This window comes from Microbispora catharanthi, assembly GCF_006334915.2.
Taxonomy (GTDB): Bacteria; Actinomycetota; Actinomycetes; order Streptosporangiales; family Streptosporangiaceae; genus Microbispora; species Microbispora catharanthi.
Map to the genome: position 1 here is coordinate 367,455 of NZ_VDMA02000003.1, position 26,096 is coordinate 393,550.

Annotated in this window: 25 protein-coding genes; 9 read left to right on the forward strand and 16 right to left on the reverse strand. The window is 70.9% G+C overall.

What is annotated here, in order from left to right; translation table 11 throughout:
• Positions 1 to 159 precede the first annotated feature (159 nt).
• A complete protein-coding gene (locus FH610_RS07380; protein WP_139573522.1) occupies positions 160 to 1,332 on the reverse strand; it encodes a glutamate--cysteine ligase in 1,173 nt (390 codons plus the stop codon).
• Positions 1,333 to 1,398: 66 nt separating this feature from the next.
• Positions 1,399 to 1,599, reverse strand: coding sequence for an SCO4848 family membrane protein (locus tag FH610_RS07385; RefSeq protein ID WP_079316017.1), 201 nt, complete (start codon positions 1,597 to 1,599; stop codon positions 1,399 to 1,401).
• Between the two features lie 94 nt (positions 1,600 to 1,693).
• Between FH610_RS07385 and FH610_RS07390 the strand changes: the two genes are divergently transcribed.
• On the forward strand, positions 1,694 to 2,944 hold the full coding sequence (locus FH610_RS07390) for a D-alanyl-D-alanine carboxypeptidase family protein (protein WP_139573523.1): 1,251 nt from the start codon (positions 1,694 to 1,696) through the stop codon (positions 2,942 to 2,944).
• Here the strand turns inward: FH610_RS07390 and FH610_RS07395 are convergent.
• On the reverse strand, positions 2,941 to 3,801 hold the full coding sequence (locus tag FH610_RS07395) for an SDR family oxidoreductase (protein WP_139573524.1): 861 nt from the start codon (positions 3,799 to 3,801) through the stop codon (positions 2,941 to 2,943). The two genes, FH610_RS07390 and FH610_RS07395, sit on opposite strands and share 4 nt — an antisense overlap.
• A gap of 123 nt (positions 3,802 to 3,924) precedes the next feature.
• Here FH610_RS07395 and FH610_RS07400 point away from each other — a divergent pair, with 123 nt between their 5' ends.
• Complete coding sequence (locus FH610_RS07400) at positions 3,925 to 4,530, forward strand: TetR/AcrR family transcriptional regulator (protein WP_139573525.1); 606 nt, start codon at positions 3,925 to 3,927, stop codon at positions 4,528 to 4,530.
• Positions 4,531 to 4,540: 10 nt separating this feature from the next.
• Here the strand turns inward: FH610_RS07400 and FH610_RS07405 are convergent, their stop codons facing one another.
• The 3 genes from FH610_RS07405 to FH610_RS07415 form a co-directional block, all read right to left on the reverse strand.
• Positions 4,541 to 5,503 (reverse strand): YihY/virulence factor BrkB family protein, encoded by a 963-nt coding sequence (locus FH610_RS07405; RefSeq protein ID WP_240808819.1) that lies wholly within the window; start codon positions 5,501 to 5,503, stop codon positions 4,541 to 4,543.
• A gap of 81 nt (positions 5,504 to 5,584) precedes the next feature.
• Positions 5,585 to 6,598, reverse strand: coding sequence for a tryptophan--tRNA ligase (gene trpS, locus FH610_RS07410; RefSeq protein WP_139573526.1), 1,014 nt, complete (start codon positions 6,596 to 6,598; stop codon positions 5,585 to 5,587).
• 161 nt (positions 6,599 to 6,759) lie between these two features.
• Positions 6,760 to 8,073 (reverse strand): hemolysin family protein, encoded by a 1,314-nt coding sequence (locus FH610_RS07415; protein WP_139573527.1) that lies wholly within the window; start codon positions 8,071 to 8,073, stop codon positions 6,760 to 6,762.
• Positions 8,074 to 8,236: 163 nt separating this feature from the next.
• Here FH610_RS07415 and galE point away from each other — a divergent pair, with 163 nt between their 5' ends.
• Positions 8,237 to 9,190 carry a UDP-glucose 4-epimerase GalE gene (galE, locus tag FH610_RS07420; protein WP_139573528.1) on the forward strand — a complete coding sequence of 318 codons (954 nt, stop codon included), beginning with the start codon at positions 8,237 to 8,239 and terminating at the stop codon, positions 9,188 to 9,190.
• 55 nt (positions 9,191 to 9,245) lie between these two features.
• Here the strand turns inward: galE and FH610_RS07425 are convergent, their stop codons facing one another.
• On the reverse strand, positions 9,246 to 10,010 hold the full coding sequence (locus tag FH610_RS07425; protein WP_161627935.1) for a CARDB domain-containing protein: 765 nt from the start codon (positions 10,008 to 10,010) through the stop codon (positions 9,246 to 9,248).
• Between the two features lie 221 nt (positions 10,011 to 10,231).
• Positions 10,232 to 11,659, reverse strand: coding sequence for an MDR family MFS transporter (locus tag FH610_RS07430; RefSeq protein WP_240808820.1), 1,428 nt, complete (start codon positions 11,657 to 11,659; stop codon positions 10,232 to 10,234).
• 56 nt (positions 11,660 to 11,715) lie between these two features.
• On the opposite strand from FH610_RS07430, the gene FH610_RS07435 reads away from it, so the two are divergent.
• Positions 11,716 to 12,252 (forward strand): PadR family transcriptional regulator, encoded by a 537-nt coding sequence (locus FH610_RS07435; protein ID WP_139573531.1) that lies wholly within the window; start codon positions 11,716 to 11,718, stop codon positions 12,250 to 12,252.
• Positions 12,253 to 12,280: 28 nt separating this feature from the next.
• Here FH610_RS07435 and FH610_RS07440 read toward each other — a convergent pair whose 3' ends face one another.
• Together FH610_RS07440 and FH610_RS07445 are read right to left on the reverse strand one after the other, a co-directional pair.
• Complete coding sequence (locus FH610_RS07440) at positions 12,281 to 14,413, reverse strand: serine/threonine-protein kinase (RefSeq protein ID WP_139573532.1); 2,133 nt, start codon at positions 14,411 to 14,413, stop codon at positions 12,281 to 12,283.
• Between the two features lie 284 nt (positions 14,414 to 14,697).
• Complete coding sequence (locus tag FH610_RS07445; protein WP_139573533.1) at positions 14,698 to 15,246, reverse strand: helix-turn-helix domain-containing protein; 549 nt, start codon at positions 15,244 to 15,246, stop codon at positions 14,698 to 14,700.
• 62 nt (positions 15,247 to 15,308) lie between these two features.
• Between FH610_RS07445 and FH610_RS07450 the strand changes: the two genes are divergently transcribed.
• Positions 15,309 to 16,199, forward strand: a complete 891-nt coding sequence (locus FH610_RS07450) for an alpha/beta fold hydrolase (protein ID WP_139573534.1) — start codon at positions 15,309 to 15,311, stop codon at positions 16,197 to 16,199.
• Between the two features lie 197 nt (positions 16,200 to 16,396).
• Here the strand turns inward: FH610_RS07450 and FH610_RS07455 are convergent, their stop codons facing one another.
• From FH610_RS07455 to FH610_RS07465, 3 genes are all read right to left on the reverse strand, one after another.
• Positions 16,397 to 17,614 carry an NADP-dependent isocitrate dehydrogenase gene (locus FH610_RS07455; protein WP_139573535.1) on the reverse strand — a complete coding sequence of 406 codons (1,218 nt, stop codon included), beginning with the start codon at positions 17,612 to 17,614 and terminating at the stop codon, positions 16,397 to 16,399.
• Positions 17,615 to 17,721: 107 nt separating this feature from the next.
• Entirely contained in the window at positions 17,722 to 18,006 is a 285-nt protein-coding gene (locus FH610_RS07460; protein WP_139573536.1) for a DUF3017 domain-containing protein, read from the reverse strand.
• 46 nt (positions 18,007 to 18,052) lie between these two features.
• Positions 18,053 to 19,174, reverse strand: coding sequence for a citrate/2-methylcitrate synthase (locus FH610_RS07465; protein ID WP_139573537.1), 1,122 nt, complete (start codon positions 19,172 to 19,174; stop codon positions 18,053 to 18,055).
• A gap of 181 nt (positions 19,175 to 19,355) precedes the next feature.
• Here FH610_RS07465 and FH610_RS07470 point away from each other — a divergent pair, with 181 nt between their 5' ends.
• The gene (locus FH610_RS07470) at positions 19,356 to 20,012 is read left to right on the forward strand and encodes an FHA domain-containing protein (RefSeq protein ID WP_139573538.1); all 657 of its coding nucleotides are present in this window, start codon (positions 19,356 to 19,358) and stop codon (positions 20,010 to 20,012) included.
• A 164-nt stretch (positions 20,013 to 20,176) separates the two neighbouring features.
• The gene (locus tag FH610_RS42760) at positions 20,177 to 20,848 is read left to right on the forward strand and encodes a hypothetical protein (protein ID WP_161627936.1); all 672 of its coding nucleotides are present in this window, start codon (positions 20,177 to 20,179) and stop codon (positions 20,846 to 20,848) included.
• A 17-nt stretch (positions 20,849 to 20,865) separates the two neighbouring features.
• Here the strand turns inward: FH610_RS42760 and FH610_RS07480 are convergent, their stop codons facing one another.
• From FH610_RS07480 to FH610_RS07490, 3 genes are read right to left on the reverse strand one after another with little or no spacing between them, the layout of a single operon-like run.
• A complete protein-coding gene (locus tag FH610_RS07480) occupies positions 20,866 to 21,903 on the reverse strand; it encodes an ABC transporter substrate-binding protein (protein ID WP_139573539.1) in 1,038 nt (345 codons plus the stop codon).
• A gap of 13 nt (positions 21,904 to 21,916) precedes the next feature.
• Positions 21,917 to 22,789 (reverse strand): ABC transporter permease, encoded by an 873-nt coding sequence (locus tag FH610_RS07485; protein ID WP_240808821.1) that lies wholly within the window; start codon positions 22,787 to 22,789, stop codon positions 21,917 to 21,919.
• A complete protein-coding gene (locus FH610_RS07490) occupies positions 22,779 to 23,591 on the reverse strand; it encodes an ABC transporter ATP-binding protein (protein ID WP_139573541.1) in 813 nt (270 codons plus the stop codon). The genes FH610_RS07485 and FH610_RS07490 overlap by 11 nt, the downstream gene beginning before the upstream one ends.
• Before the next feature lie 168 nt (positions 23,592 to 23,759).
• Here FH610_RS07490 and FH610_RS07495 point away from each other — a divergent pair, with 168 nt between their 5' ends.
• Together FH610_RS07495 and FH610_RS44250 are read left to right on the forward strand one after the other, a co-directional pair.
• Positions 23,760 to 25,418, forward strand: coding sequence for a sensor histidine kinase (locus FH610_RS07495; RefSeq protein WP_139573542.1), 1,659 nt, complete (start codon positions 23,760 to 23,762; stop codon positions 25,416 to 25,418).
• The gene (locus tag FH610_RS44250) at positions 25,415 to 26,089 is read left to right on the forward strand and encodes a response regulator (protein WP_139573543.1); all 675 of its coding nucleotides are present in this window, start codon (positions 25,415 to 25,417) and stop codon (positions 26,087 to 26,089) included. Before FH610_RS07495 ends, FH610_RS44250 begins: the two co-directional genes overlap by 4 nt.
• Positions 26,090 to 26,096: the final 7 nt, after the last annotated feature.

The following is a 26,096-nucleotide window of genomic DNA, read 5'->3' on the forward strand; positions in this document are numbered from 1 at the left end:
CAAAAGGGTCGAGCGGGCGCGTCTCGCCTCCACCGACCCTTCATTCACAATCCTTCCATGCCGCGACCCTCCGATACGGCGGATTGCCCAGTATTTACACCGGCCTCCGCACGTTGTCAGAACTTAGGCACTGTTGCCGGACATATCAGGCCTACCCCGTCAGGCGCCCGATTGTCCGATCTCACGGTTGGGGTTCGAGGTGACGAACCTGTCCTCGGCGAGCTCGATGACCGTGGCGTCGACCACGTCCTGGAGGGTCCCTCCGTCGGCGAGGATCGCCCGCTGGCGCTCGGATGAGCTCCCCTGCTCCAGCACCTCGGTCACGACCGCCAGTTCGTCGGCACAGCCGAGCCGCTCGGCGACGGGTTCGAGTTCACGCTGAAGTTCATACAATACGTCGCGCATCGGCGCCGTGGAGCCATGGTCGTCGGTGATGACGTCCGCGTCGAGGCCATAGCGCGTGGCGCGCCACTTGTTGTCGCGCACCACCCAGGCCGCCGGATGGGGCAGCTTGTACCCCCGGTCGATCTGCTGGTCGAACTGCTGCACGAGGCACTGGGACAGCGCGGCCACCATGCCCACCTCGCGCGGCGTCGGGATGCCGTCGAACATCCGGACCTCGATCGTGCCGAAGTCGGGATGCGGCCGGATGTCCCACCACACCTCCTTGATGCTGCGGATCGTGCCCGCCCGCAGCAGCGTGTCCATGTACTCCTCGAACTCGGCCCAGTCGGCCAGCAGGTGCGGCGGTCCGGCCGTGGGCAGCGAGCCGAAGACGATGGCCCGGCTCGACGCCAGCCCGGTGTCCTGCCCGCCCCAATAGGGGCTGGAGGAGGTGAGCGCGAGGAAGTGCGGCAGGTACGCCGCGAGGGCGTTGACGATCGGAATGACCTTGTCCCGCTCCTTGACGCCCACGTGGACGTGCACGCCGAACGTCTGGATCCGCCAGGCGAGCCACTGCAGGTCCTCGACCAGCTCCACGTAGCGCTGGCTCGGCGCGTACACCGCGTCGCGCCAGTCGCTGATCGCGTGGGTCCCCGTGCAGGCGAGCCCGATGCCGCGCGGTTCGACGGCCTCGGTCAGCCGGCCGATGCTCTTCTTCAGGTCCTGCACCGCCTCGGCCACCGTGTGGCAGACGTCGGTGACGATCTCGACCTGCGACTGCATGAGCTCGTGCATGGCCTTGGGCCGCTGCCCCTCACTGAGGTCGGGAACCGCGGCGAGCACCTCCTTGGCGTCCTGGCGGAGATGACGCGTATGCCGGTCGACGAGCTGAAGCTCCCACTCCACGCCGAGGGTCGCGCCACGCGAGGGATTGAAGTCGATCGCCAAAGCTTGCCTCCATCACGTTCGGTCCCTGTGGACCCTCAGGTCACAGCGGACAAGGTCGTTCCAGGCTCACGCCCTACCCTTCATCCATCCCCGCACGCCGACCGCCCCGAGCGCCAGTGCCAGGAGGATGTTCACCGCGATGAGTACGCCGTGGACGACGTAGAAGGACGTCTCGTGCCCGTCGGCGAGGTTGAAGCCGAGGTTGATCCATTCGAAGATCATGAAAGCGGCGAGTGCCACAAGAAAGATCGATACGCGTCTCGTCATGCTGACAGTATCGGGCGGCCACCTGCGTGGCCTTGTGGCATATGGGGCATATGTCGCTTCATGCGAAGGCAGTCAAGGCTAGGCTGAGCGATCTATGGGGACGAACCTGCGGGCTCTCGCCGCGACCGTGACGACGGCGGGAGTGCTGACGACGGCGCTGCTGGGCGCCCCTCCCGCCGCGGGCGCGCGGGCCGTGCCGGCCCTGACGCCGCGGGAGACCGGCACGGGGAACGGGACAGTGGGCGGAGACCGGCTGGCCGGCCACGGGATCATCCGGCCCGCCGGCATCGAACCCCCGCCCAAGACCGAGGCCAGCGCGTACGTCGTGGCCGACGCCGACACCGGCGCGGTGCTCGCGGCCAAGGACCCGCATGGGCACTACCTGCCCGCGAGCACGCTCAAGACGCTGACGGCCGTGACGCTGATCCCCAAGCTCGACAAGAACCGCAAGGTCAAGCCGAGCGACGAGGCGTGCAACGTGGAGGGCAGCGCCGTCGGCATCGTCCCCGAGCCGATCTACACGATCGACGACCTCATGCGGGCGCTCCTCATGGTGTCCGCCAACGACGCCGCGGTCGCGCTCGCCGAGGCGAACGGCGGCCTGAAGAAGACGCTCGCCGACATGAACGCGGAGGCGCGCAAGCTCCAGGCGTACGACACGGTGGCCAAGACGCCGAACGGCCTGGACGCCCCGGGCCAGCGCAGCTCGGCCTACGATCTCGCCCTGATCGCGCGGGCCGGGCTGGCGATCCCGGACTTCCGCGAATACATCAGCACGAAGGTCGCCAAGTTCCCCGCGCCCAAGGACTACCTGAAGAAGAAAAAGAAGAAGAAGCACCGCGACGGCTCCGAGGCCAGTGAGTCCCCCGCGCCCGCCTACTACGAGATGGCCAACCACAACCGGCTCCTGGGAAGCTACAAGGGCATGCTCGGCGTCAAGAACGGCTGGACGTCCAAGGCCCTGGGCAGCTTCGTGGGCGCGGCCCGGCGTGACGGCCACACGATCCTCGTCGTGATCATGCATCACCCCGGAGGTTTCTGGGAGGAGGTCTCCAAGCTGCTCGACTGGGGCTTCGCCGCGAGGGGCAAGGCGGCCCCTGTGGGCCAGTTGGTCACGCCGGCGCCCGACCCCAAGCCCTCCTCCTCCCCTCTGGCCGTACGGCCCTCCACGACGCCGGGCGCGGCCGACGCGGGTGCGGCCAAGGCGCGGGGAGAGGACTCCGCCTCGAAGGGTGCGGGCGCGACCACCCCCCTGCTGATCGGCGGCGGCGCCCTCGTGGTCCTCGCCCTCGGCGCGTACGGCCTGCGCCGACGCCGGAAGAGACCCGGCGACGCCGACGGCTAGCGAGCAGGCGGGGCGGGGATGGCGTGCTCGGCGGCGCGGCTGACATCCTCCCAGCGGGCCCAGGTCTCCATCCGCCGGCGTGAGACGTCGAAGGCCAGGTCGTAGGCCGTACCGCCCAGCAGCAGCCGCAGCGGCGGCTCGTCGCCGCCGACGACCTTCAGCACGGCCTCGGCGGCGAGCCGGGGGTCGCTGTCCACCGACCCCTCCGCCCACTGCTTCTCCAGTTCCGCCCGCAGGGGTGCGTAGTCGGGCATCGGCGTGGTCGCGGTCATGCTGCTGTACAGATCGGTCCAGTAGCCGCCGGGCTCGACGATGGTGAGTGTGACCCCGAACCGCGCCGCCTCCATCGCCAGGGCCTCGCTCATGCCCTCCAGGGCGAACTTGCTCGCGCTGTACAGCCCCGTGGTGGGGAAGCCGCCGAGCGCTCCGACGCTGGAGATCTGCACGATGTGCCCGGATCCCTGAGCGCGCAGGCAGGGCAGGACGGCCTGGCTGACCCACAGCGCGCCGAAGAAGTTGGTCTCCATCTGGGCGCGGGCCTCGGCCTCGGTGAACTCCTCGATCATCCCCATGGACATGATCCCCGCGTTGTTCACCACGACGTCGAGCCGGCCGAAGCGCTCGGTCGCCCGGGCGACCGCGGCGAAGACCGCCGCACGGTCGGTGACGTCCAGGGAGAGCACGAGCAGCCTGTCCTCGTGTTCGGCGGCCAGGCCCTCCAGTGGCGCGACGGTCCTGGTCGCGGCGACCACCCGGTCGCCGTTGTCGAGCGCCGCCTGGGTGAACGCCCGGCCGAGACCCCGCCCCGCACCGGTGATGAACCAGACCCGTCCCGAATCGGCGGTCGTCGTACGCACTGCGGCTCCAATCAGCTCGACTTACTAAACGAGACGTCTCGTCTCGTGAAGGCAATCGTGGCGTCCAGAGCCGAACCCTGTCAAGACGGATCGTCTCGTCTCGTCTTTGGTAGGTTCTGCGGCATGACGGCACAGCACGGGACGGCTCCCGGCACCAGGCGCCGCAGCGAGGCCTCACGCCGGGCCATCCTCATCGCGGCGTTCGAACTCGTCGGCGAGGTCGGCTACGCGAAGCTGAGCATCGAAGGGATCGCCGCCCGGGCCGGGGTCGGCAAGCAGACCATCTACCGCTGGTGGCCCTCCAAGGGGGCGGTGCTCTTCGACGCGTTCCTCATGCTCTCCGAGGGAACGGGCGACTCGCCCGCTCTGCCCGACACCGGCGACCTGGACGCCGACCTCAAGGCGGTCCTGCGCGCCACGGTCGCCGAGCTGAACGACCCGCGGTACGACGAGCCGATGCGCGCGCTCAACACGGAGATCCTGCACGACCCCGCGCTCGCCGCGGCCTACGCGGAACGGCTCGACGGACCGATGAAGGAGCTGAAGAAGCAGCGGCTGCGCAGCGCGCAGCGGGCCGGGCAGCTGTCCGGCGACCTGGACCTGAATGTCGCGATCGAGATGCTGTGGGGACCGCTGCTCAACCGGTGGCTCCAGCGCAGCGGCCCGCTCACCCCCGAGTATGCCGACACCGTCGTGGAGACCGCGCTCAACGGGTTGCGCCCGCGTTGAAGGCGCGCGGTCAGGCGGGGCCGGTCGTGGGCGTGATCGCGGGCGACGGAAGCGGGGTGGGCTCGGGCGGCGGGCCCAGCGTGGCCGTCGCCGTCCACGCGGCGGCGTAGAGGATCACCCGGGCCGACAGGTTGATCCACAGCAGCAGCCCCACGACCACAGCGAACGTGCCGTACACCGGGTTGCGCAGGGTGAAGGACAGGATCAGCGCCGCGAGCTGCTTCAGCACGCCGAAGCCGACCGCGCCCAGCAGCGCGCCCTTGAGCACGACGAGGAACGGCTGCGACGGCTTGGCCAGCCAGCCGAGGATGACCAGGAAGAGCAGCAGGTCGGCGACGAGGCTCGCGGAGATCCCGGCGAGCCAGACCCCGACGCCGGCCAGCGGCGAGGAGCCCAGGCCGAGCCATCCGGCGACCGTGCTCGTGGCCCCGGTGGCGAACCCGCTCGCGATCACCGAGACCAGCATGGCGAGGCCCATCAGCACGAGCGCGACGAGGTCGCGGAGCTTGCCGACGAAGTAGTTGAGCGGCGGCTCGCAGGTCATCCAGACGGTGCGCAGGGCCCCACGCAGGGCGTCCATCGCGCCCAGCCCGGCGTACAGCAGGCCGAGCAGGCCGATCAGCCCTGCCCGGGCCCGGGCCCCGGCGAGCTGGTCGATGTGGAGCTGCCCGGCGAGCCCGGGAAGCTGGCTGTTGATCGCCTCGGTGAGCGTGGCGAGCGCGTCCGGACGGATCGTGACGACGTACCCGAACAGCGCGAACGCCAGCGCGATCAGCGGAAAGAACGACAGGAACGCGAAGTAGGTGAAGGCGCCCGCCAGCCGGTCCCCCGACTGCACCTGGTAGCGCTGGACGGTCCTGATGAGGTGGTCGAACCAGGGAAAGCGGATCCGGTCACGCTCGACCCACATCCGGCCCCACGCCCTGACTTCGTCGACGCGCCGCGTGACCTGGTCGACCATCGCCATCCCCATCGGCATTGTGTACCCGGAGAAGGCGTCTCGATGCGTGCGGCGACCGCGGCCCGGGGCGGGGGCCGCGGTCTCAGACGCGGTTCACTCGGAGTGCGGCGCGGGCAGCAGGCCGAGGCGCTCGCGGACCTGCTCCATCGTCTCGCGGGCCACCTTGCGGGCCCGTGCGGCGCCCGCGACCAGCATCCGGTCGAGCTCGGCCTCGTCGGCCAGCAGCTTCTCCGTACGCTCCCGGATCGGGGAGAACGTCTCGATGACGGCCTCGGCGACCTCCTTCTTGAAGGTGCCGTACCCCTGCCCGGCGAACCGCGTCTCCAGTTCGGGGATCGGCGTGCCGGTCAGCGCCGACAGGATCCGCAGCAGGTTGGTGACGCCCGGCTTGTTCTCCTCGTCGGCGACGACGTCGCTGCCGGTGTCGGTCACCGCGCGCATGATCTTCTTGCGCAGGACGTTCGGCTCTTCCAGCACGTCGAGGATGCCCTGCGGGCTCGACGACGACTTGGACATCTTGGCGGTCGGGTCCTGGAGGTCGGTGATCTTCTCGACCTCCTTGAGGATGTACGGGCTCGGCACCTTGAACGTCTGGCCGTAGCGGCTGTTGAAGCGCTGCGCGAGGTCGCGGCTGAGCTCCAGGTGCTGCTTCTGGTCCACTCCCACCGGCACCTGGTCGGCCTGGTAGATCAGGATGTCGGCCGCCTGGAGGATCGGGTAGGTGAACAGGCCCACGCTGGCCGAGCTCTCGCCGTACCGCGCGGACTTGTCCTTGAACTGGGTCATCCGCCCGGCCTCGCCCATACCGGTCTGGCAGATCAGATACCAGGCGAGCTCGCTGTGCTCGCGCACATGGCTCTGCGCGAAGACCGCGGCGCGCTCCGGATCGAGCCCCGCGCCGAACAGCTGGGCGGCGGCGATCCTGGTGCGCCGGCGCAGCTCCTCGGGCTTGGGCGCGACGGTCAGCGCGTGCAGGTCGGCGATGAAGAAGAAGGCCTCATGAGTGTCCTGCAGTGCCACGTACTGACGGATCGCGCCGAGATAGTTGCCCAGGTGGAACGAGTCGGCGGTGGGCTGGATACCGGACAGGACGCGAGCAAGAGCCATACGGCAATTCTGTCAGCAGTCGCGGGCTGCCCGCGACAGACGCGGCCAGGGCGCGGGCCCCGTCCTCACCGGGGACGCCTCTCCTGGGCGCCGGCTGGGAAGGCACTCGACCGGCCCCGCACACGCCCGCCGCTCAGCCGGCCGCCGCACACGCCCGCCGCTCAGCCGGCCGCCGCGGGCGCCGCGTCTTCGGGGGGAGTGCGGGTGACGCGGACGCGGGAGACGCGGCGGCCGTCCATCTCCGTCACCGTCAGCTTCACGCCCGGCGCCTCGGCGACCTCGCCACGCTGGGGCAGGTGGCCGAGGGATGCCATGACGTATCCGCCCAGGGTCTCGTAAGGCCCGCTGGGCAGCCGCACGCCCGTCTGGGTGTGGAACTCGTCCAGGTTGACCAGTCCCTCGACCTCCACGTCTCCGGCGATCACGCGTACGGCGTCGCCGCTCTCGTCGTACTCGTCGCGGATGTCGCCCACGAGCTCCTCGACCAGGTCCTCCAGTGTCACGATGCCGTCGGTGCCGCCGTACTCGTCCACCACGATGGCGAGGTGGTGGCCCTCGTCGCGCATCTCCGCGAGCGTGGCCAGGACCCGCTTGCTCGCCGGCACGAGCTTGACCGGGCGGATCGGCACGACCTCGCTGATCGGCTCCAGCCGCCCGGTGCGTACCGGGTCGAGCAGGTCCCGCACGTGGACGAACCCGATGACGTCGTCGTAGGTGTCGCGGTAGACGGGGAACCGGGAGTGCGGCATGGCCGCGGCGAGCACGGCGGCCTCGGCGAGCGGGGTGTCCGCCGCCATGAACTCGACCTCCGTGCGGGGCAGCATGACCTCCCTGAGCTGCCGCTTGCCCGCCGCGAACACCTCGGCGATCACATCGCGCTCGTCCTGGGTGAGGTCCGTGTGGCCCACCACCATGTCGCGCAGTTCCTCGGTGGTCATGGCCGCCCTGTCGGCGGACGGGTTGCCGCCGAGCAGCCGTACGACGCCGTTGGTCGACTTGGACAGCAGCCAGATCACCGGCCTCGACAGCGTCGCGATCCGGTCGAGCAGCGGGGCGGTCACGAGCGACAGGTTCTCCGCCCGCTGCCGGCCGAGCCGCTTGGGTGCCAGTTCGCCGAGCACCAGGGTCACGTACGAGATGGCCAGCGTGACGGCCACGAACGCGACGGTCGCGGCCACGCTCGGCCGCAGGCCCCACTGCTCCAGGACCGGGGCGAACCGCGGGCCCAGCGCGTCGGCGCCGAGCGCGGCCGACAGCACGGTCGCCACGGTCACCCCGACCTGGATGGCCGACAGGAAGCGGTTGGGGTCGCGGGCGAGCTTCTGCACCCGCGCGCCGCGGCGTCCCTCGTCGCGGCTCAGGCGGCGGATCTGGCTCTCCCGCAGCGAGACCATCGCCATCTCGGCCGCGGCGAAGAATCCGCCGATCAGGATGAATATCAGGACCAAGGCGATGGTCACCGCGACGTTGCTCACGTCATCAGTCCGTTCGGGTGTCAGGCAGGCCAGGCCGGTCGTCGCAATCTCCTGTCACTTGCTGAGATTGCGGTACTGGTGGCATTTAACCCGCTCCTCATGGGAAGCGCGTAAGCTAGCCCCTGGACGTACATAATCCAACACTTTTGAACAGGAGCAAACAGTGAAGCTGCTGGTTACTGGTGGAGCCGGGTACATCGGCAGCGTCGTGGCGGCGCAACTCCTGGAGGAGGGGCACGAGGTCACGGTGCTCGACGACCTGTCGACCGGGCACGCCGACGCCGTGCCGCCCGGAGCCGCGTTCGTGCAGGCGTCGATCACCGAGGCGGGCGGCGTGCTGTCCGAAGGGTGCGACGCCGTGCTCCACTTCGCGGCCAAGTCTCTGGTGGGCGAGTCGGTCGAGAAGCCGGGGCTGTACTGGTCGCACAATCTCGGCGGCACGCTCGCGCTGCTCGACGCCATGCGGCAGGCCGGGGTGAACCGGATCGTGTTCTCCTCCACCGCCGCCACCTACGGTGAGCCGGAACGCACTCCCATCCTGGAGACCGACCCGACCCGCCCGGGCAACCCCTACGGCGCGTCCAAGCTCGCCGTGGACACCGCGCTCACCGCCTTCGCCGGGCTGTACGGCCTCGGCGCGGTCAGCCTGCGCTACTTCAACGTGGCCGGGGCGTACGGCGAGTTCCGCGAGCGGCACACGGTCGAGACCCATCTGATCCCCAACGTCCTGAAGGTGGCTCTGGGCGAGCGCGAGTCGGTCAGCGTCTTCGGCACCGACTACCCCACTCCGGACGGAACCTGCGTCCGCGACTACGTCCACGTCGCCGACCTCGCCCGCGCGCACCTGCTCGCCCTGGACGCCTGCACGCCCGGCGAGCACCGGATCTACAACCTCGGCAGCGGCACGGGCTTCTCGGTCAAGGAGGTCGTGGACGTCTGCCGCGAGGTGACCGGGCACCCCATTCCGACCACTGTGGCGCCGCGCCGTCCCGGCGATCCGGCCGTGCTGGTGGCGTCGTCGGAGAAGATCCGGCGCGAGCTGGGCTGGAAGCCGGCTCACGAGACGCTGCGGGACATGGTCGCCGACGCCTGGACCGCCTCCACGAAGCCCGCCTGAACCCATCCGCGATTGCGAACCGGCGGCCCGGCCCGGCTGACGGCGCGCCGCCGGGTCAGGCGCGGCGCAGGGCCACCCGTACGCTCGCCTTGTTGTTGGCCGGGCGGCGGTCGCCGTAGCGGCGCGAGTAGACGGTGGCCATCGTGGCCACGGCGTGCGAGGCCCGGGACGGCACCCGGAACACGAGTTCGAGCAGCCCGCGCGACCCCGACCTGATCGGCGGCAGCGAGCACCCCACGAACTGGCGGTTCCCCCGGCAGCGCCCGCCCCTGGCGGACAGCAGCCGGGCCTCGCGCGGCTGGAAGAACACGTAGGCGTCCCGCACGACGCGCGGCCCCCGGTTGCGCACCTCCGCCCGGACGGAGAACCAGTGGCCCGGGCGGATGAACCTGGTCGAGGAGCGGAACCGCATCGCCAGGTCGGCCCCTTCGTCGACCCTGGTCACCGCCTCGGCCGTGTTGTCGGCCTCGTCCTGGTCGAGCACCTCGGAGGACAGGTCGGCCCGCGCCCGCAGCGGGCCGTGCGCTCCCGGCGCGATCACCCCCGTGATCGTCATGTCGCCCGAGCCGCCGGGCAGGACGTCGTCGGACGAGTGGCAGACGACCCGGTTGCGCGCCCGGCCGGGCTCGCACTCCGCCACGCCCACGTTGACGATCTGGAAGTCCTTCGGCAGCGCGACCCGCAGCGTCGGCAGCACGGCGTCGCCCGGGCCCTTGTTGTGCACGGTGACGTGGTAGGTCAGCGGCTGCCCCGGCTGCGCCACCTTCGGCGAGGCGGTGATGCCGACCGCGAGATCGGCCGTGCCCCACGGATTTCGCAACGGCTCCTTCACCGGCGCCGGCCGGGGTGGCGCCTCCCCGGAGAAGGCGAGCGCCGGTTGCGGCGCTCCGGCGACGAACACACAGACCAAACCCGTGACGACCCTACGACCCACTGCCGCTCCCCCGAACGCTTGAGATCAATTCAACCGTGTCGGACGGGCCCCGCGCACCGTCCGACACGCCGCTCGGAGCGCCGCTGAAGTGCCGTCTCACACCCGTCTCACGCGGCGACGAGGTCCTGATGCGGTGCGGGCCTGTCGAGCCGCACACCTCCCCGGGGCAGCAGGGCGAGCGCGAGGAGGGCGACGACCGCGCCCACGACCCCCAGCCAGGGGATGACGGTCGCGGTCGCGGCGGCATGGGCCGCGGGCAAACCGTGCACGGGCGCCTCCCGCGTCACCACCGACGCGTACGCCGTGCCCGCGACAGCCAGCGCGACCGAGCCGCCGATCTGCCGGAAGAACGTCAGGTTCGCGCTGGCCGTGCCGATGTAGCGGGGCGGGACGGACGTCTGGATCGCCACGGTGAGGCCGGACAGCATGGGCCCCATGCCGAGCCCGATCAGCGCCATCCAGGTGACGAGCAGCGGGGTCGAGGTGCCGACCTCGAGGTTCGCGCACAGCGCCGTGCCCGCGACGAGGAAGACCGGCGCGATCACCAGCCACGGCTTGTAGCGGCGCGTGCGCGAGATGAGGGCGCCGGTGACCGCGCTGCCCACGACCATCGCCAGCATCAGCGGGTAGATGTGCAGCCCCGAGGAGGTGGCGCTCAGGCCGTGCGCCTCCTGGAAGTAGCGCGGCAGGAAGACCACCCCGGCGTACATGCAGAACGCCGTGAAGAACGACGCGACGTTGACCAGCGAGTACGTGCCGTTCGCGAACAGGTGGAGCGGCACGATCGGCTCCGCGGCCCGCCGCTCGACGAGGACGAACACCACGAGCAGCGCGAGCGCCGCGCCGATCGGCCCGATCACCGGCCCGCTCGTCCAGGTGTGGCCGTCGATCCCCTTCTCGGTCAGTCCGACGAGCAGGGCGCTGATCGCGGCGCTGAACACGGCGATGCCGAGATAGTCGGGCCGCGCCCCGCCGTGCCCCGGCCGGTGCGGCAGCCGCCACACGATGATGGCCACGAGGACGGCGCCGATCGGGACGTTCACGTAGAAGGCCCAGCGCCAGCTCGCGTGGTCGGTGAACAGGCCGCCGAGGAACGGCCCGGCGATGTAGCTCAGCGCCATGACGCCGCCGAGGGCGCCCTGCACCCGCCCGCTGCGCTCCGGCGGGAACAGGTCGATCACCAGCGCCAGCGACAGCGGCAGCAGCGCGCCCGCGCCGAGCCCCTGCACGCCGCGGAAGGCGATGAGCTGCCCCATGCTCTGCGCCGCCCCGGAAAGGATCGAGCCGAGCAGGAACAGGACCACCCCGACCAGCAGGAGCGGCTTTCGCCCGTACGCGTCGGAGAGCCGGCCGTAGAGCGGGACCGTGACGGTCGAGGTGAGGAGGTAGGCGGTCACCACCCAGGTGTAGAGGCCGGTGCCGCCCAGCTCGGTGGTGATCCTCGGCAGCGCGGTGCCGACGATCGTCTGGTCGAGCATCGCCAGGAACATGCCGCCGAGCACGGCGAACAGGAGGAGTCCGTTTCTGGATCGCATATGTCGAAGGTGACATGTAAGCTTTGACATGTCAATCCGGAGGTATAGTGAGGGGCATGTCCCTGCGCATCGCTCTTCTCGGTCTGCTGACGGCCTACGGCTCGGCGAGCGGCTACGACCTGGCGAAAGGGTTCGAGAGGTCGGTGGCCCACGTGTGGCAGGCGGGGCACAGCCAGATCTATCCCGAGCTGGCGAAGATGACCGCCGACGGGCTGGTCACGGTGGAGGCGGAGGGCGCACGGGGGCGCAAGATCTACTCGATCACGTCGGAGGGCCGCGCGGAGCTGCGCGCCTGGCTGATCGGACACGACCCCACGGGTCCCGCGCGCAGCGAGGTCGCGCTGCAGGCGTTCCTGCTCCCGCTGCTCGACCCCGGCGAAGCGCTGGACGTGCTGGAGCGGCTGAAGGCGTACGTGGAACAGAAGCTGGCCGAGCTGGAGGCGATGTGGGCGGCCAAACACGCCCTCCCCGTCCCGGAGGGGGCGTCCGGGGTCAAGTTCGGCGACCTCGCCCTGGACCTCGGCATCCGGCAGACCCGCACCACGCTGGAGTGGGCGAACGACGCCATGGCCCAGCTCGAACGCCAGGCCTGACCGCCGGCCCGGGGACGAGCAGCCGGGCCTACCGGCAGGCGAGCTTGGGCGGCGCGTCCCGTTCGGGATCGAAGGCGACGTTGCCGAAGTGCTTGCGCAGCAGGTCACGCATCGTGCCGTCGCCGTACATGCGGCTGATCGCGTCCTCCACGACCCGGCAGGTGCGCACGTCCTTCCTGGGCAGGCCGACGGCGTAGCGCTGGTCGGTCAGCCGCAGGCCGAGCACCGACAGCTTCAGGCTCGCCACGCGGTCGGCGAAGCCGGCGATGATGAGGTCGTCCCCCGGGACGGCGTCGACTTTGCCGTAGGTCAGCAGATCCATGCACTCGGCGTAGTTGCCCGCCCGGACCTGCTCGACGTTCACCTTGTCGGCGACGAGCCGGGCGGTGGTGCTGCCGGCGGGCGCGCACATCCGGCGCCCGGCCAGGTCCTCCAGCTTCTTGATCCGCGAACCGGCGAGCACCAGCAGGTCGGCGTGGGCCGTGTAGTACGGCCCGGCGAAGGTGACGGCGTCGCCGCGGTTGTCGTCGTAGGAGTAGGTCGCGACGACCATGTCCACAGCGTGGTCGGTCAGCGCGCGCACCCGGTCGTTGACGCCGACCCTGCGGAAGGTGATCCCGTTCGCGGGAACCTTGAGGCTCCTGGCGATGGCCGTCGCGACGTCCACGTCGAACCCGCTGAACCCGCTGGCCTGCTCCAGGCCGACCCCGGGCACGTCCCACCGCACGCCGATCGTCAGCCGCCCGGTCCGCCGCGCCTTCTCGTAGACGGAGGCGTACGTCGGGCTCGGCCGCGGCGTGACCACGGCGTCTCCGGTGCCGCCGTCCTCGGGCGCGCCGCCGAACGCGAAGCCGGTCTTGGCCGCGATGACGGCGCCCCCGGCGGCCACGACGGCGAGCACGGCCGCGAGCACGCCGACGAGGCCCCTCCGGCGGCGCCGCGCCCGGCCGGTCGCGTCCGGCTGGATCCCGGCCGACCCGATCCGGGGCACGGGCCCCGTCGCGTCGGATTCCCCCGCATCGGACCGTACGGCCCCGTGAGCGCCGGGGCCCGCACCCTCGCGGGGGGTGCCACCGAACCTGGGGTCGGTGGGGCCGGAGGACGACAGGGCCGATCGGGACGCCCCGGTCGGCACGTCGTTCCCGGCGCGGCCGCCGGTGCCGCTCAGCGCGCCGGTTCCGGGCCCCGCGCCGTCCCCGGTCCGCACGCCGCCCGCCGGTCGGGGGCCCGCGCCCGTGGCCAGGGCGCGGCCCGGACCCGTGCGCGCGAGGCGCGTGGCGTCCGGGTCGGCCGCGTGCGCGGCCCCCTCGGACAGCACGACCGCCGACGCGTCGCCCGACACCGCGCGGCCCAGCAGGCGCAGCAGGATCTGGTCGGCCGTCGGCCGCTCGTCCGGCGACTTGCGCAGGCACGCCCGGACCACTCCGCCGAGCGGCTCGGGCAGCATCCCGGTGTCGATGTCGTGGTTGAGGATGCGATTGAGCACGACCGCGATCGATTTGCCGCCGAACACGACGTCGCCGGTCGCGGCGTACGCGATCGTGGAGGCCCAGGAGAACACGTCGGCCGGGGGCCCGACGCTGCCGCCGGAGATCTGCTCGGGCGCCATGTAGGCGGGCGTGCCGATCGCCCGGCTGGTGATCGTGGCGGTCGAGTCGAGGATGCGGGCGATGCCGAAGTCCACCACCCGGGGGCCGTCCACGGCCAGCAGCACGTTGTCGGGCTTGAAGTCGCGGTGGACGATGCCCGCCTGGTGGATCGCGGTGAGCGCGGTGGCCGTGCCGACCGCCAGCCGCTCCAGGCCCGAGCCGGTCAGCGGCCCGTTCTCCTCGACGGCATCGCGCAGCGACCGCCCGTCGATGAACTCGCTCGCGATGTACGGTGTGTCGCCCTCCAGGTCGGCCGCCAGGACGCGGGCGGTGCAGAAGCTCGCCACGCGCTGGGCGGCGCGCAGCTCCCGCGCGAAGCGGGACCTGGCGGTCGCGTCGCCGGAGAACTTGACGTGCAGCAGCTTAACCGCGGCCCGCTCGCCGGCCTGGTCCTGGCCGAAGTAGACCACGCCCTGCCCGCCCTCACCGAGACGGCCGGACAGCACGAAGGGACCGAGCCTGGTCGGATCCCCCGGTTGCAACGGCGCGATCTGCGGCATTCCGTTCCCCACGATTCGGCAAAGTACCGGCCAGCAGAACTTTACGGCCCCGGTGCGACGGTTCCGCGGCTCGATACCGCGCCGTGACGTCAGGAAACCGTGACAAAGCAGCGAGCGGTCCCTACCTCGAAGTCACTGAAGGGGCCGCCCGGAAACGTCGGGACGGCACTGGGCATGATCGCCCGGCAGTCCGAGCCACCTCGCCCTCAGGACATCGGCTCTGCTCGTCACCCGCCGGCGCTCCGGCTGGCCGGCGTCGGCGTCCCGCGGTTCACGGGCACATGGGCGTCAGGGCCTCATGCGTCGCCTTCCGCGATGGTGCCGCCGGTGGGGAACAGGATCGGGCTCAGCAAGTATGGCCGCCGGCCTACCGCCGGCCCGTTGCCCCGGCGGGCCGTCATCACGGCCTTCACCTGCTTGATCAGGTCCGCGAGCTCGTCGGGCGTCAGCCAGTACGTGGACTGGGTGTACCCCACCGAATCGGCGAACGGGTCCGCTCCCTCCCGGTCGAGGTAGGCGTTGAACTCGCTGAGCAACACCCCCAGGCCCGTCGTGAACGCCGCGCGATGGTCCTCCAGTGACATCGACGCGGCCATGTCACGGTCGATCAACGTCCGGGCTCGCTGTAGCCGGTAGGTGCGCTCGACCGCGCCGTGCACCCGTTGCTCGCCGACCACTTCGAGCACGCCCGCCTCGGCCAGCAGCCCGACATGCCGGTACACGGTGGTCCTCGGCACATCGGCCAGATCTGCGCACAGGTCACCGACCGTACGAGCGCGACCGCCCGACATGGCGTGCATGATCCGCAGGCGCACCGGGTGCAGAAGGAGGGTCAGCGTGTCCATATCGCTACGATCCCACCCTTGGTACCATTCCCAAAATTGGAATCGCAGGAGGGACACCGGCCATGAAGCCACCCCTGGGCGAGTACTACGACGTGAACGGCCGCAAGCTGCTGCTGCATCGAGAAGGGCGTGGCGGCCCCGCCGTCGTGTTCCTCCCCGGAGCCGGTGCGGTCGGCATGGACTACTGGGACGCCCAGCGACGCGCCGCCGCCTTCACCACGAGCGTCTTATACGACCGGGCCGGGACCGGGTGGAGCGGCGGCATCGACCTGCCCCGCTCGTCCACCGAGGCCACCGACGAACTCCGCGCCCTCCTGCACATCGCCGGGATTCCCGGCCCCTACGTGCTGGCCGGGCACTCGCTGGGCGGCCTGTACGCCCGCCACTACGCGATCCGCTTCCCCGACGAGGTCGCCGGGCTTGTCCTGATGGAACCGGCCCACGAGGACTACCGCGCCTATATGCCGCGCGAACTGGTCGAACGATGGGACGCATGGGACCCCGCCGACGCCCTTCCCGACGAGTTGCCCAGAGAGATCCTGGAGTTCTACCGTGTCCTGTTCGAAAAGGAGATGGCCGAATGGCCTGCCGGCCTGCGCGACCCGCTCGTCTACAGCCACGTGAGCCGTGAATGGCTGCTCACCGGCATCCGGGAGGCCGCGAACATCCAAGCCGTTCACGACGAAATCCGCGCCGCGGGCCCGCTGCCCGACGTACCGATGATCATCCTGACCGCGGTGGCCGTCGACCCGTTCAAGCGGGCGGTGTCGGCGGGCACTTCCGAGGAACTGCTCCAGGCGGAAAACGGCGGCAAAACGCGCCTCTACAACGAGTTCGCCGCCTCCGTGCCGTGCGGTGAGAACCGCATCGTGGAGGACGCGGGGCACGTCACGCTGCCGTTCCGCCGCCCCGAGGCAGTGGTACAGGCGATCCGTGACGTTCTCGCCCGGTGACGGACGTGGTCAGCCGCCACTCGACGTCGTCGGCGCGGTCGAGACAGGGCGGATGAGAATTCGAGCCGGAGAGCCGTCGCGGCCGTGTTCGGGGCCGCCCGGGATGCCTGACGGCCCGCAGACGGCCCAGAGTGGCGAACGGGCCTCTGCCTGACGGTGGAACCGCAGGCAGAGGCCCGTTCTCGTGACAGCTTTCGTTACAGCGCCATCTTCTTCTTCAGGTTCTCGTCGAGCGCCGCGAGGAAGTCCTGCGTGGTCAGCCACTCGGCGTCGCCGCCGACCAGGAGCGCGAGGTCCTTGGTCATCTGGCCGCCCTCGACGGTCTCGACGCAGACCTGCTCCAGCTTCTCGGCGAAGTCGATGACCTCGGGCTGGTTGTCGAGCTTGCCGCGGTGCTGCAGGCCGCGGGTCCACGCGAAGATCGAGGCGATCGGGTTGGTGGAGGTCGGCTTGCCCTGCTGGTGCTGACGGTAGTGGCGGGTGACCGTGCCGTGCGCCGCCTCGGCCTCGACGGTGCGGCCGTCGGGGGTCATGAGCACGCTGGTCATGAGGCCGAGCGAGCCGAAGCCCTGCGCCACCGTGTCCGACTGGACGTCGCCGTCGTAGTTCTTGCAGGCCCAGACGTACCCGCCCTCCCACTTCAGGGAGGCGGCCACCATGTCGTCGATCAGGCGGTGCTCGTAGGTGATCCCGGCGGCCTCGAAGTCGGCCTTGAACTCGGTCTCGTAGACCTCGGCGAAGATGTCCTTGAACCGCCCGTCGTACGCCTTGAGGATCGTGTTCTTCGTGGACAGGTAGACCGGGTAGCCGCGGTTGAGGCCGTACCGCATGGAGGCACGGGCGAAGTCGCGGATCGACTCGTCCAGGTTGTACATCGCCAGGGCGACGCCGGAGCCGGGGAAGTCGAAGACGTTGAGCTCGATCGGCTCGCTGCCGTCCTTCGGCGTGAACGTCAGCGTCAGCGTGCCCTCGCCGGGAATCTTCAGGTCGGTGGCGCGGTACTGGTCGCCGAAGGCGTGACGGCCGACGACGATCGGCTTGGTCCAGCCGGGCACGAGCCGCGGGACGTTCGACATGATGATCGGCTCGCGGAAGATGACACCGCCGAGGATGTTGCGGATCGTCCCGTTCGGGGACTTCCACATCTTCTTCAGGCCGAACTCCTCGACGCGGGCCTCGTCCGGCGTGATCGTCGCGCACTTCACGCCCACGCCGTACTGCTTGATGGCGTTGGCGGCGTCGATCGTGACCTGGTCGTCGGTGGCGTCGCGGTGCTCAATGCCGAGGTCGTAGTACTTCAGGTCGACGTCGAGGTAGGGAAGGATCAGCTGGTCCTTGATGAACTGCCAGATGATCCGGGTCATCTCGTCGCCGTCGAGCTCGACGACCGGGCCCGCTACCTTGATCTTGGGCATGCGTGGGGTTCCCCTTCTGAATTAACTGGCCAGCACGTCCTTTTTGAGGCTCACTGGCCGTTGAGGCTATCGGACGGCTGTGGTAAGTCCGCGACGAGGTCGTGTCCCTACGAGTCGTGCAGCTGGAGCAGCATGAGCAGCGAGCCGATGACGAGCGCCGCGCCGAACGCCGCCAGCGTGAGCGCGTCCATCCGTTTGCTGCGCACCGCGAGCGCGCCCGCCCGCCGTTCGGAGACCGTCACCCGGACCAGGGATCCGGCGAGAAAGCCACATCCCATGATCGCACCGCCCGCGGGCACCGGCACACCCAGGCCGATCACGCACAGCCCGGCGGCCGCACCCGCCACCACCAGCAGGTACGGCCCCCAGGCCGTGCTCTCGCTCGTTCTCACGTCTCTCCCATGCCTGCCACTGCGGTCCTCGGCGCGTTCCTCACTCTCACCGCTCGTCGATGGGCACCCACTTCTGGTCGCGCTCGCCGATGTACTCGCTGTCCGGCCGGATCAGCCGGTTGTCGGCGTGCTGCTCGATCACGTGGGCGGTCCATCCGGACATCCGGCTGACCGAGAACACGGGCGTGAACAGGTCCGTCGGGATGCCGAGGTAGTGGTAGACGGTCGCCGCGTAGAAGTCGACGTTCGGGTACAGGTGCTTGTCCGCGAAGACGACCTCCTCCATCTCCCGCGACATCCGGTAGTAGGTGTCGTCGCCCGAGGCCTCGGCCAGCTCCTGCGACATCCGCCGCAGGTGCGTCGCACGGGGGTCCTCGGTCTTGTAGACGCGGTGCCCGAATCCCATGATCTTCTCGCCCGCCGCCAGCTTGTCCCGTACGGCCTGCGCGACGCCGCGTGGGTCCAGCGCTTCCAGCGTACGCATGACCTGCTCGTTCGCCCCGCCGTGGAGGGGGCCCTTGAGCGTGCCGACGGCGGCGACGATCGCCGAATGCATGTCGGACAGCGTCGCGGCGCACACGCGGGCGGCGAACGTGGACGCGTTCATCGTGTGGTCGGCGTGCAGCACCAGGCAGGTGTCGAAGATCTCGACCTCGCGCCGCTCGGGACGGCGGCCGGTGATCTGCAGCAGGAAGTTCGCGGCGGTGCTCAGCTCGGGATCGGGCGCCGGGATGTCCGCCCCCGTCCTGGCCGCGTGGTAGCGGGCGACGAGGACCGGCTGCTGCGCCGTGAGCCTGGCGGCCTTGCGGCGGTTGGCGTCGGCGGCGTTGGAGTCCTTGTCCGGGTCGTCGGCCCCGGCCAGCGAGACCAGGGTGCGCAGCGCCTCCATGGGCCCCTGCTTCCCCGCGACCTCGGAGATGTTGCTCTCGACGAGCGCGCCCAGGGTGCGGCCTTCGGCCAGCTCCGCGCCGTAGTCCGCGAGCTGCCGGCGGGTCGGCAGCGTGCCGCGCTGGAGCAGGTGGGCCACCTCTTCGAAGGTGGCGTGGCCGGCCAGGTCGTGGATGTCGTATCCCCGGTAGAAGAGACGGCCGGCCTTGCCGTCGATGTCGCTGAGCGCTGTGGACGCGGCGACGACATCGGCGAGGCCTTTGGTGGGCTTGTCCGCCATAAGTGTTTCCTCCGCTTATCTCCGCCCGAAGTCTACCCGTGAGCAGGTAAAGCGCCCCTCAAAGGTCCAGACCAGTTTCAGGATTGATTCTGCTCATGGCAAAGGCGATTCCCCCTCGCCACGGGTGGGTAAGCCGCAGCTATAGGGAAAGTAACGGCGGGCTACCTGGGGAGGAACTGCCGTGGAGGGGCCGTTCATACGGATCGAGGACAGCGGCGAGGTGGTGCCGCTGCGCCCCGACGTCACCACGATCGGCCGCGGCCGAGGCGTGGACATCCGGCTGACGGATCCGAGCGTGTCACGGCTGCACGCCGAATTCGTCCGTCGCGGGCCCTACCTGTACGTCGTGGACCTGGGCCTGTCCCGCAACGGCACACGGGTGAACGGCAGGCCGATCGCCAGAAGGGTGCTGGACGACGGCGACGTCGTCTCCTTCGGAGCCGCCCGGGCCCGGGTCGGCGGGATCCCGAGGGAGGACCTCGCCCCCGAGGTCGAGCTGCGCCGCGCCGCGGCGCCGGAGCTCACCCGCCGGGAGGTCGACGTCCTCACCTCGCTGTGCCGTCCCGCGCTGTCCGACGAGGCGTTCGTGGCGCCCGCGACGGCCCGGGAGATCGCCGACGACCTCGTGGTGACCGAGGCGGCGGTCAAGCAACATCTGCTGCGGCTTTACCAAAAGTTCCGCATCCCGGAGGGCACCAACCGGCGCACCCGGCTCGCCAACGAGGTCGTCGCCCTCGGCCTGGTGCGGCCCACGCCGGTCGTGCCGCCGCAGCGGGCGACCGGACCGGCCGAGCCGGAACCGCAGCCTCGCGCCGGCGCGGGCCGCCGAGCGTCCTGAACCAGCGGCACACCGGCCGCCGGGGGGCGGAAGCCGTCCCGCCCCCGGCGGCCAGTGGAGCGTTCCGAACGGCCCATGGCCGGAGCGAGCCGCGCAACGTGCCGAACAAAATCCGCGAAGGCCCCGTCGAACGGGATGACAACCGATCGGCAAGGGAGCGTGCGATGCGCAGGGTTCTGACGTCCGTGGCGGCGGCCGCCGCGGCGACGGTGACGGCTACGGGCATGGGCGCGAGTCACGCGGTCGCGGCACCGGTGGCGCGCGTGACGGCTACGGTGACGGGCGCGGGCCAGGCGCCGGCCCCGGCCACGCTGCCCAAGGGCTTCCTGCTGGACGAGGCCAAGGTGGACGGCCCGCGCAGGCCGTGGGAGCACCTGAAGCTCACCGACAGCCTGAAGAAGCCCCTTGAGGTGAACCCGTGCGGCCACAAAACCGCACGCGACGGCCGCAGCGCGAGCCGCACGTTCACCTATGTGGCGGAGACCGTCTACCGGAGCGAGCAGGTCGTGCTCTACCCGTCGGAGCAGGCCGCGAAGGCGGCGATGAAGTCCGTGCGCGCCGACCTGGCCGAGTGCGGCACGGGAGGTCGCGGCCCGAACCGTCACTCGTACACGTGGAAGAGCACCGACGTCGGCGACGAGGCCCTCCGGGTCGGCGGCTTCTTCTTCGAGAACCGCTCCCGCACCGTCATCGTCCGCAAGGGGAGCGCGGTGGCGGTCTACGTCAGGACCGGCCTGGTGACCAAGAGCCTTCCGCTCTCCCAGTTCCGCCCGCTGATCAAGGACGCCCGGACGATGGCCGCCAAGCTCTGCGACCTCCCCGGCGTCTGCGCGTAGGCCGCGGAGGCCCGGGTTCACCCGCCGCTGACGAACTCCGTGGTGTAGGTGGCGCCGAGGTCGATCGTGTCCTTCCTGCCCTTGACGTTGGGCGAGAAGGAGCCGAGCACCTCCAGCACGTTCCTGGCGCCGTCGGCGGGCATGACCCCGTCCTTCGTGAAGATGGTCTTGGTGTCGCCGATGGCCTTGACGTACAGCTTCGCGTCGTCCCCGGCGTACTCGGCGGGCATCTTCGCCGCGATCTCCTCGGCCGAGTGGTCGTTGATGAACCGCAGCGTCTTGACGAAGGCGCCGGCCAGCTTCCGTACGACGGGCTTGTTCGCCTTGGCCCAGGCACAGTCCATGTAGAGCGAGCTGGCCGGGTAGAGGCCGCCCAACGCGGCTTTCGTCCCCTCCTCCGTCCGCATGTCGACGATCACCTTGGCCTTGCCCGTGGTGGTCAGCCGGGCCGCCGTGGGGTCGGTGGTCATGCCGCCGTCTATGCCGCCGTTGTCCAGGGCGGAGATGAAGGTGGGGCCGGCCCCGGCCTTCACCCGGGTGAAGTCCTCGACCCGCACCCCGTTCCGTACGGCCAGGGCCTGGGTCAGGAAGTCCGTCGAGGAGCCCGGGCTGGTGATGCCCAGGCGCCTGCCCTTGAAGTCGGCGGGCGAGGTGATCTCACCGGCCTTGCCCGCGGCCACCAGTTCGACCTCGCCGGGCACATCGGCGAACTGGACCACGCTCTGGATGCACTTGCCCTTGGTCTGCAGGTCGATGGTGTGGTCGTAGAACCCGACGACGCCCTGCACATCGCCCGCCACGAGCACGTTCTCGGCCTGGGCGCCGGACGGTTCGGACAGCAGTTGGACGTCGAGTCCCTCGGCCTTGAAGTATCCGAGCTGCTCGGTGAGCTTGGCGGGCAGATAGATGACCTTGTCGATGCCGCCGACCATGATCTTCACGGTCGGCGTTCCGCCCGGCTGCGCGCCGGCGCGCGAGTCGCGGCAGCCGGTGAGACAGAGCGCCAGGGCGAGGCCGGTGGCGGTGACGGTGACGAGGCGGGGCAACGCGTTCATGGGGGGGCTCCGATCAGATCTGCGCGTCGGCGGCGGCGGAGGACGACGGGGGGCGCCAGGCGAGCAGCCGGCGTTCGAGGAGGGTGAGCAGCCACTCGGCGAGCAGGGCGACGACCGTGATGATGATCATCCCGGCGTAGATGCCCGCGGCGTCGAACGTGCCCTGGGCGTGGTTGATCAGCAGGCCGAGGCCCTTGTCCGCGCCGGTGTACTCGCCGACGATCGCCCCGATCAGCGCGAAGCCGAAGGCGACGTGCAGGCTTGCGAGGATCCACGACGTGGCGCTCGGGAGCACGATCGAGGTGAGGATCTGCCGGGGGTTCGCGCCGAGGATGCGGGCGTTGTCGACCAGCGTCCTGTCCACCTCGCGGGCGCCCTGGAAGGCGTTGAAGAACACCGCGAAGAACACCAGCACGACGGCCGTGGCGACCTTGGACGACATGCCCAGGCCGAACCAGATCACGAACAGCGAGGCGAGGACGATGCGCGGGATCGCGTTCGCGGCCTTGATGAACGGGGCGCACACCTCGGCGATGAACCGGCCCCGGCCGAGGAGCACGCCCAGCACGATCCCGGCGAGCGATCCGGCCGCGAATCCGAGGACGGCCTCCTCCAGCGTGACCCCGATCTGCTCCCAGATCGAACCGAACGCCGTTCCCTTGGTGAACCAGTCGACGAGCCGGCCCCAGATCGCGCTGGGCCGGGAGTAGTAGAACGGGTCGAGCCAGCCGGCGGTGGCGACCTCCCAGCTGCCCAGCCACAGCACCACGAGCAGGACCCGGGTGACCGTGATCTTCGGTGCCGGGAACCGGCGGCGGCGGGCGGGGGCCGACGCCTGCGCGTCCTCTACCGGGGGCGGGGCGGCGGCCACGGCCTCAGGCTGCACGGCGGGCTCCTCTCGCCCGGGTGATCTCGACCTCTTCGCGCAGCGAGTCCCAGACCCGCCGGTAGACGTCGAGGAAGGCATCCTCCAGCCGGATCTCCTCCACCCGGCGCGGCCGGGCGAGGTCGACGCGGACGACGTCCTTGACCGTCGCGGGCGCCGCCGTCATGACCACCACGGTGTCGGCGAGGGCGATGGCCTCGGTCAGGTCGTGGGTGACGAAGACGACCGCCGCGCGGGTGCCGGACCACAGTTCGAGCAGCAGGTCCTGCATGTGCTCCCGGGTCTGCACGTCGAGCGCGCCGAACGGCTCGTCCATCAGCAGGATCGACGGCTCGTTGATCAGCGTCTGGGCGAGCGCGACCCGCTTGCGCATGCCCCCGGAGAGCTGGTGCGGGTAGTACCGCTCGAAGCCCGCGAGCCCGACCCGCGCGACCCAGTCCGCGGCCTGCTCACGCGCGGCCCGCTTGGGCGCGCCCCGGTACCGCGGGCCCGCGGCGACGTTGTCGAGGACCGTACGCCACGGGAGCACGGCGTCCTGCTGGAACATGTACCCGAGCCGGTCGGGTATGCCGGTCACCGGGCGGCCGTGGACCAGGACCTCGCCCTCGCCAGCCGGGGCCAGCCCCGAGATCACCGACAGGCTGGTGGACTTGCCGCATCCCGTCGGCCCGACCACGCTGACGAACTCCCCTTGGCGTACGGTGAAGGACATGTCGCGGGTCGCGGTGTGGGCCGCGCCGTCGCGGGAACGGAAACGTTTCGTCACACCCCGCAACTCGATCGCGGGTGGTGATTCGGCCACGAGTTCACTCCTTCAGGAAAACCGTTGTGCGAAGGCTCTCCGGGACCGTAGGCCGGGGTGAAGAGGCCGACCAGGCTTGTGCCACTTGTTCGGGTAATGCGCATACTTCGCGTTCTGCGCTTTCTGCTCACCCTTGTGTCACGAGACCTGGCGGGTATCGTGCTGGGCATGCCCTGGGCCGACCCTCCTAGGCCGCGTCCGCACCCCCGTTTCGCGACCCAAGCGCTGCTCGTGCAGGTCGCGGTCCTCCTGCTGATCATCGGTCTCGGCTTCGCGCTGGTGGCGTACCTGCTGCACGCGGAACTCGAGCGCCAGTACGAGCAGCGCGCGCTCGCCGTGGCGCGCGCCGTCGCCGCCGACGACATCGTGATACGCGCGGTGGCCGCCCACTCCCCCGGCCCGCAGGTGCAGCGGCGGGCCGAAGAGGTACGCCGCCGTACCGGAGTGCTGTTCGTGGTGGTGGCCGACGACCAGGGCATCAGGTACTCCCACCCGGACCCCGCGAGGATCGGGCACCGGGTGAGCACCGAGCCGGAGGCGCTCGCCGGCCGGGACGTCGTCACCTTCGAGCGCGGCACGCTCGGCCTGTCGGCGCGCGGCAAGGTGCCCGTGCTGGACGGCGCCGGGCGGGTGGCCGGCCAGGTCAGCGTGGGGATCGCGGCCGGCGAGGTGTCCAGGAGGGTCGGCGACCTGCTGCGGGGCGCGGCCGGGTTCACCGGTCTCGCGCTGCTGCTCGGCCTGGCCGCCTCAGCCGGCCTCGCGCGCCGCCTCAAGCGGCAGACGCTGGGGCTGGAGCCCTCCGATCTCGCCGACCTGCTCCGGGAGCGCGAAGCCGTACTGCACGGCATCGACGAGGGCGTGCTGGCGGTGGACGCGGCCGGGCGGATCACGATCTGCAACGACGCCGCCGCGCGGCTCCTCGGCGGCATGCCGGATTCGGGCACCGCGGTCGGCGACGCGGGCCTGCCGGCCGGCGTACGCACGCTCCTGGCCGAGCGCCGCACGGTCCGCGGGGTGCTCCTCGCCACCGAGGACAGGATGCTGGTCGCCACGGCCGGGCTGGTGCGGCGCGGGCAGCATGACCTCGGCCACGTGGTCACGCTGCGGGACCGCACCGACCTGGACGAGATGACCCGCGAACTCGACGTGGTGCGCGCGCTGTCGGACGCGCTGCGCGCGCAGGCCCACGAGTACACCAACCGGCTGCACACGCTGTCCGGCCTGCTCAGCCTGGGACATCGTGACGAGGCCGCGGCCTACCTCCGCGAACTCGCCGACGATCCCCTCGCGACGGAGTACGGCGACGGCGGGCGGCTGCGCGACCCGTACGTCCGCGGGCTGCTGGCCGCGAAGACGGCGGTGGCCTCCGAGTGCGCGGTCGACCTGCGGCTCAGCCAGGACTCGTTCCTGCCCGGTCCGCTCACCTGCCCGCTCGACATGGTCACGGTCCTGGGCAACCTGGTGGACAACGCGATCAGCGCGGCGCGCTCCGGCGCCCGCAGGCCCGCCTGGGTCGAGGTGTCACTGCTGGCCGAAGCCGGCATCCTGCACCTCGTCGTCGTCGACAGCGGTGACGGCGTCCCGCCACAGGCCTGCGACTGGCTGTTCGACCAGGACTTCACCACCAGCGCCGACGACGCCCGCCCGCACGGTGTCGGACTCGCGCTCGCACGGCGCGTCGCCCGCAGGCACGGCGGCGACCTCGCCCTGACCCGGCCCTCCGGCGCCGACTGCGGGGCGGTCTTCGTCGCGCGGATCCCCGGCGCTGTCGAGCCCGCGCCTCACCTGTCCGGAGCCCGGTCCGCCGGGTCCGTGGGGGTGCCGTGATCCGGGTTCTCGTCGTCGACGACGACTTCCGCGTCGCCAACCTCCACGCGCGCTATGTCGGCCGGGTGCCGGGGTTCGAGGTGGCGGGCATCGCCCACACCGCCGCCGAGGCCGTCGCGCTCGCCGGGCGGTTGCGACCCCACCTCGTGCTGCTCGACCAGTATCTTCCGGACGCGCCCGGAACCTCGATCGTCCCGGACCTCGGCGGGCATGTGATCATGCTGACCGCCGCCGCCGAGGCGGGGGTCGTCCGCGAGGCGCTCGGCCGTGGGGTGGTCAACTACCTGGTGAAGCCCTTCACCGAGGGTGACCTCGCCGAGCGGCTCCGCGCGTACGAGCGGTTCCACCGGCGGCTGGGCGGCGCCGCGTCGCTGAGCCAGGCCGAGATCGACCGCGCGGTCCGCATGCTGCACGAGGGCGACCGGGTCGACGCCGCGGTCAGGAAGGGCCGGTCGAGCCACACCGCGCAGCTCGTCATCGACGCCCTGCGCGCCGCCGGGGGGCCGGTGACCTCAGCGGACCTCGCCGCCCGGCTCGGGCTGTCCCGGGCCACCGCGCAGCGTTACCTGTCCGACCTCGCCGCCGACGGACGGCTGACCGTCGGGCTCAGGTACGGAACCACCGGCCGGCCCGAACACCTCTACCGGCTTCCTGAGACGCCGGCGCAGTAGCCTGCCC

What these genes read in the sequence shown, in the direction of transcription:
- FH610_RS07385 (WP_079316017.1), bottom strand. Translation starts at nt 1,599, where the DNA reads ATGACGAGACGCGTATCGATCTTTCTTGTGGCACTCGCCGCTTTCATG.
- FH610_RS07390 (WP_139573523.1), top strand. Translation starts at nt 1,694, where the DNA reads ATGGGGACGAACCTGCGGGCTCTCGCCGCGACCGTGACGACGGCGGGA.
- FH610_RS07400 (WP_139573525.1), top strand. Translation starts at nt 3,925, where the DNA reads ATGACGGCACAGCACGGGACGGCTCCCGGCACCAGGCGCCGCAGCGAG.
- FH610_RS07405 (WP_240808819.1), bottom strand. Translation starts at nt 5,503, where the DNA reads ATGGGGATGGCGATGGTCGACCAGGTCACGCGGCGCGTCGACGAAGTC.
- trpS (WP_139573526.1), bottom strand. Translation starts at nt 6,598, where the DNA reads ATGGCTCTTGCTCGCGTCCTGTCCGGTATCCAGCCCACCGCCGACTCG.
- FH610_RS07430 (WP_240808820.1), bottom strand. Translation starts at nt 11,659, where the DNA reads ATGCGATCCAGAAACGGACTCCTCCTGTTCGCCGTGCTCGGCGGCATG.
- FH610_RS07435 (WP_139573531.1), top strand. Translation starts at nt 11,716, where the DNA reads ATGTCCCTGCGCATCGCTCTTCTCGGTCTGCTGACGGCCTACGGCTCG.
- FH610_RS07445 (WP_139573533.1), bottom strand. Translation starts at nt 15,246, where the DNA reads ATGGACACGCTGACCCTCCTTCTGCACCCGGTGCGCCTGCGGATCATG.
- FH610_RS07450 (WP_139573534.1), top strand. Translation starts at nt 15,309, where the DNA reads ATGAAGCCACCCCTGGGCGAGTACTACGACGTGAACGGCCGCAAGCTG.
- FH610_RS07455 (WP_139573535.1), bottom strand. Translation starts at nt 17,614, where the DNA reads ATGCCCAAGATCAAGGTAGCGGGCCCGGTCGTCGAGCTCGACGGCGAC.
- FH610_RS07465 (WP_139573537.1), bottom strand. Translation starts at nt 19,174, where the DNA reads ATGGCGGACAAGCCCACCAAAGGCCTCGCCGATGTCGTCGCCGCGTCC.
- FH610_RS42760 (WP_161627936.1), top strand. Translation starts at nt 20,177, where the DNA reads ATGCGCAGGGTTCTGACGTCCGTGGCGGCGGCCGCCGCGGCGACGGTG.
- FH610_RS07480 (WP_139573539.1), bottom strand. Translation starts at nt 21,903, where the DNA reads ATGAACGCGTTGCCCCGCCTCGTCACCGTCACCGCCACCGGCCTCGCC.
- FH610_RS07495 (WP_139573542.1), top strand. Translation starts at nt 23,760, where the DNA reads ATGCCCTGGGCCGACCCTCCTAGGCCGCGTCCGCACCCCCGTTTCGCG.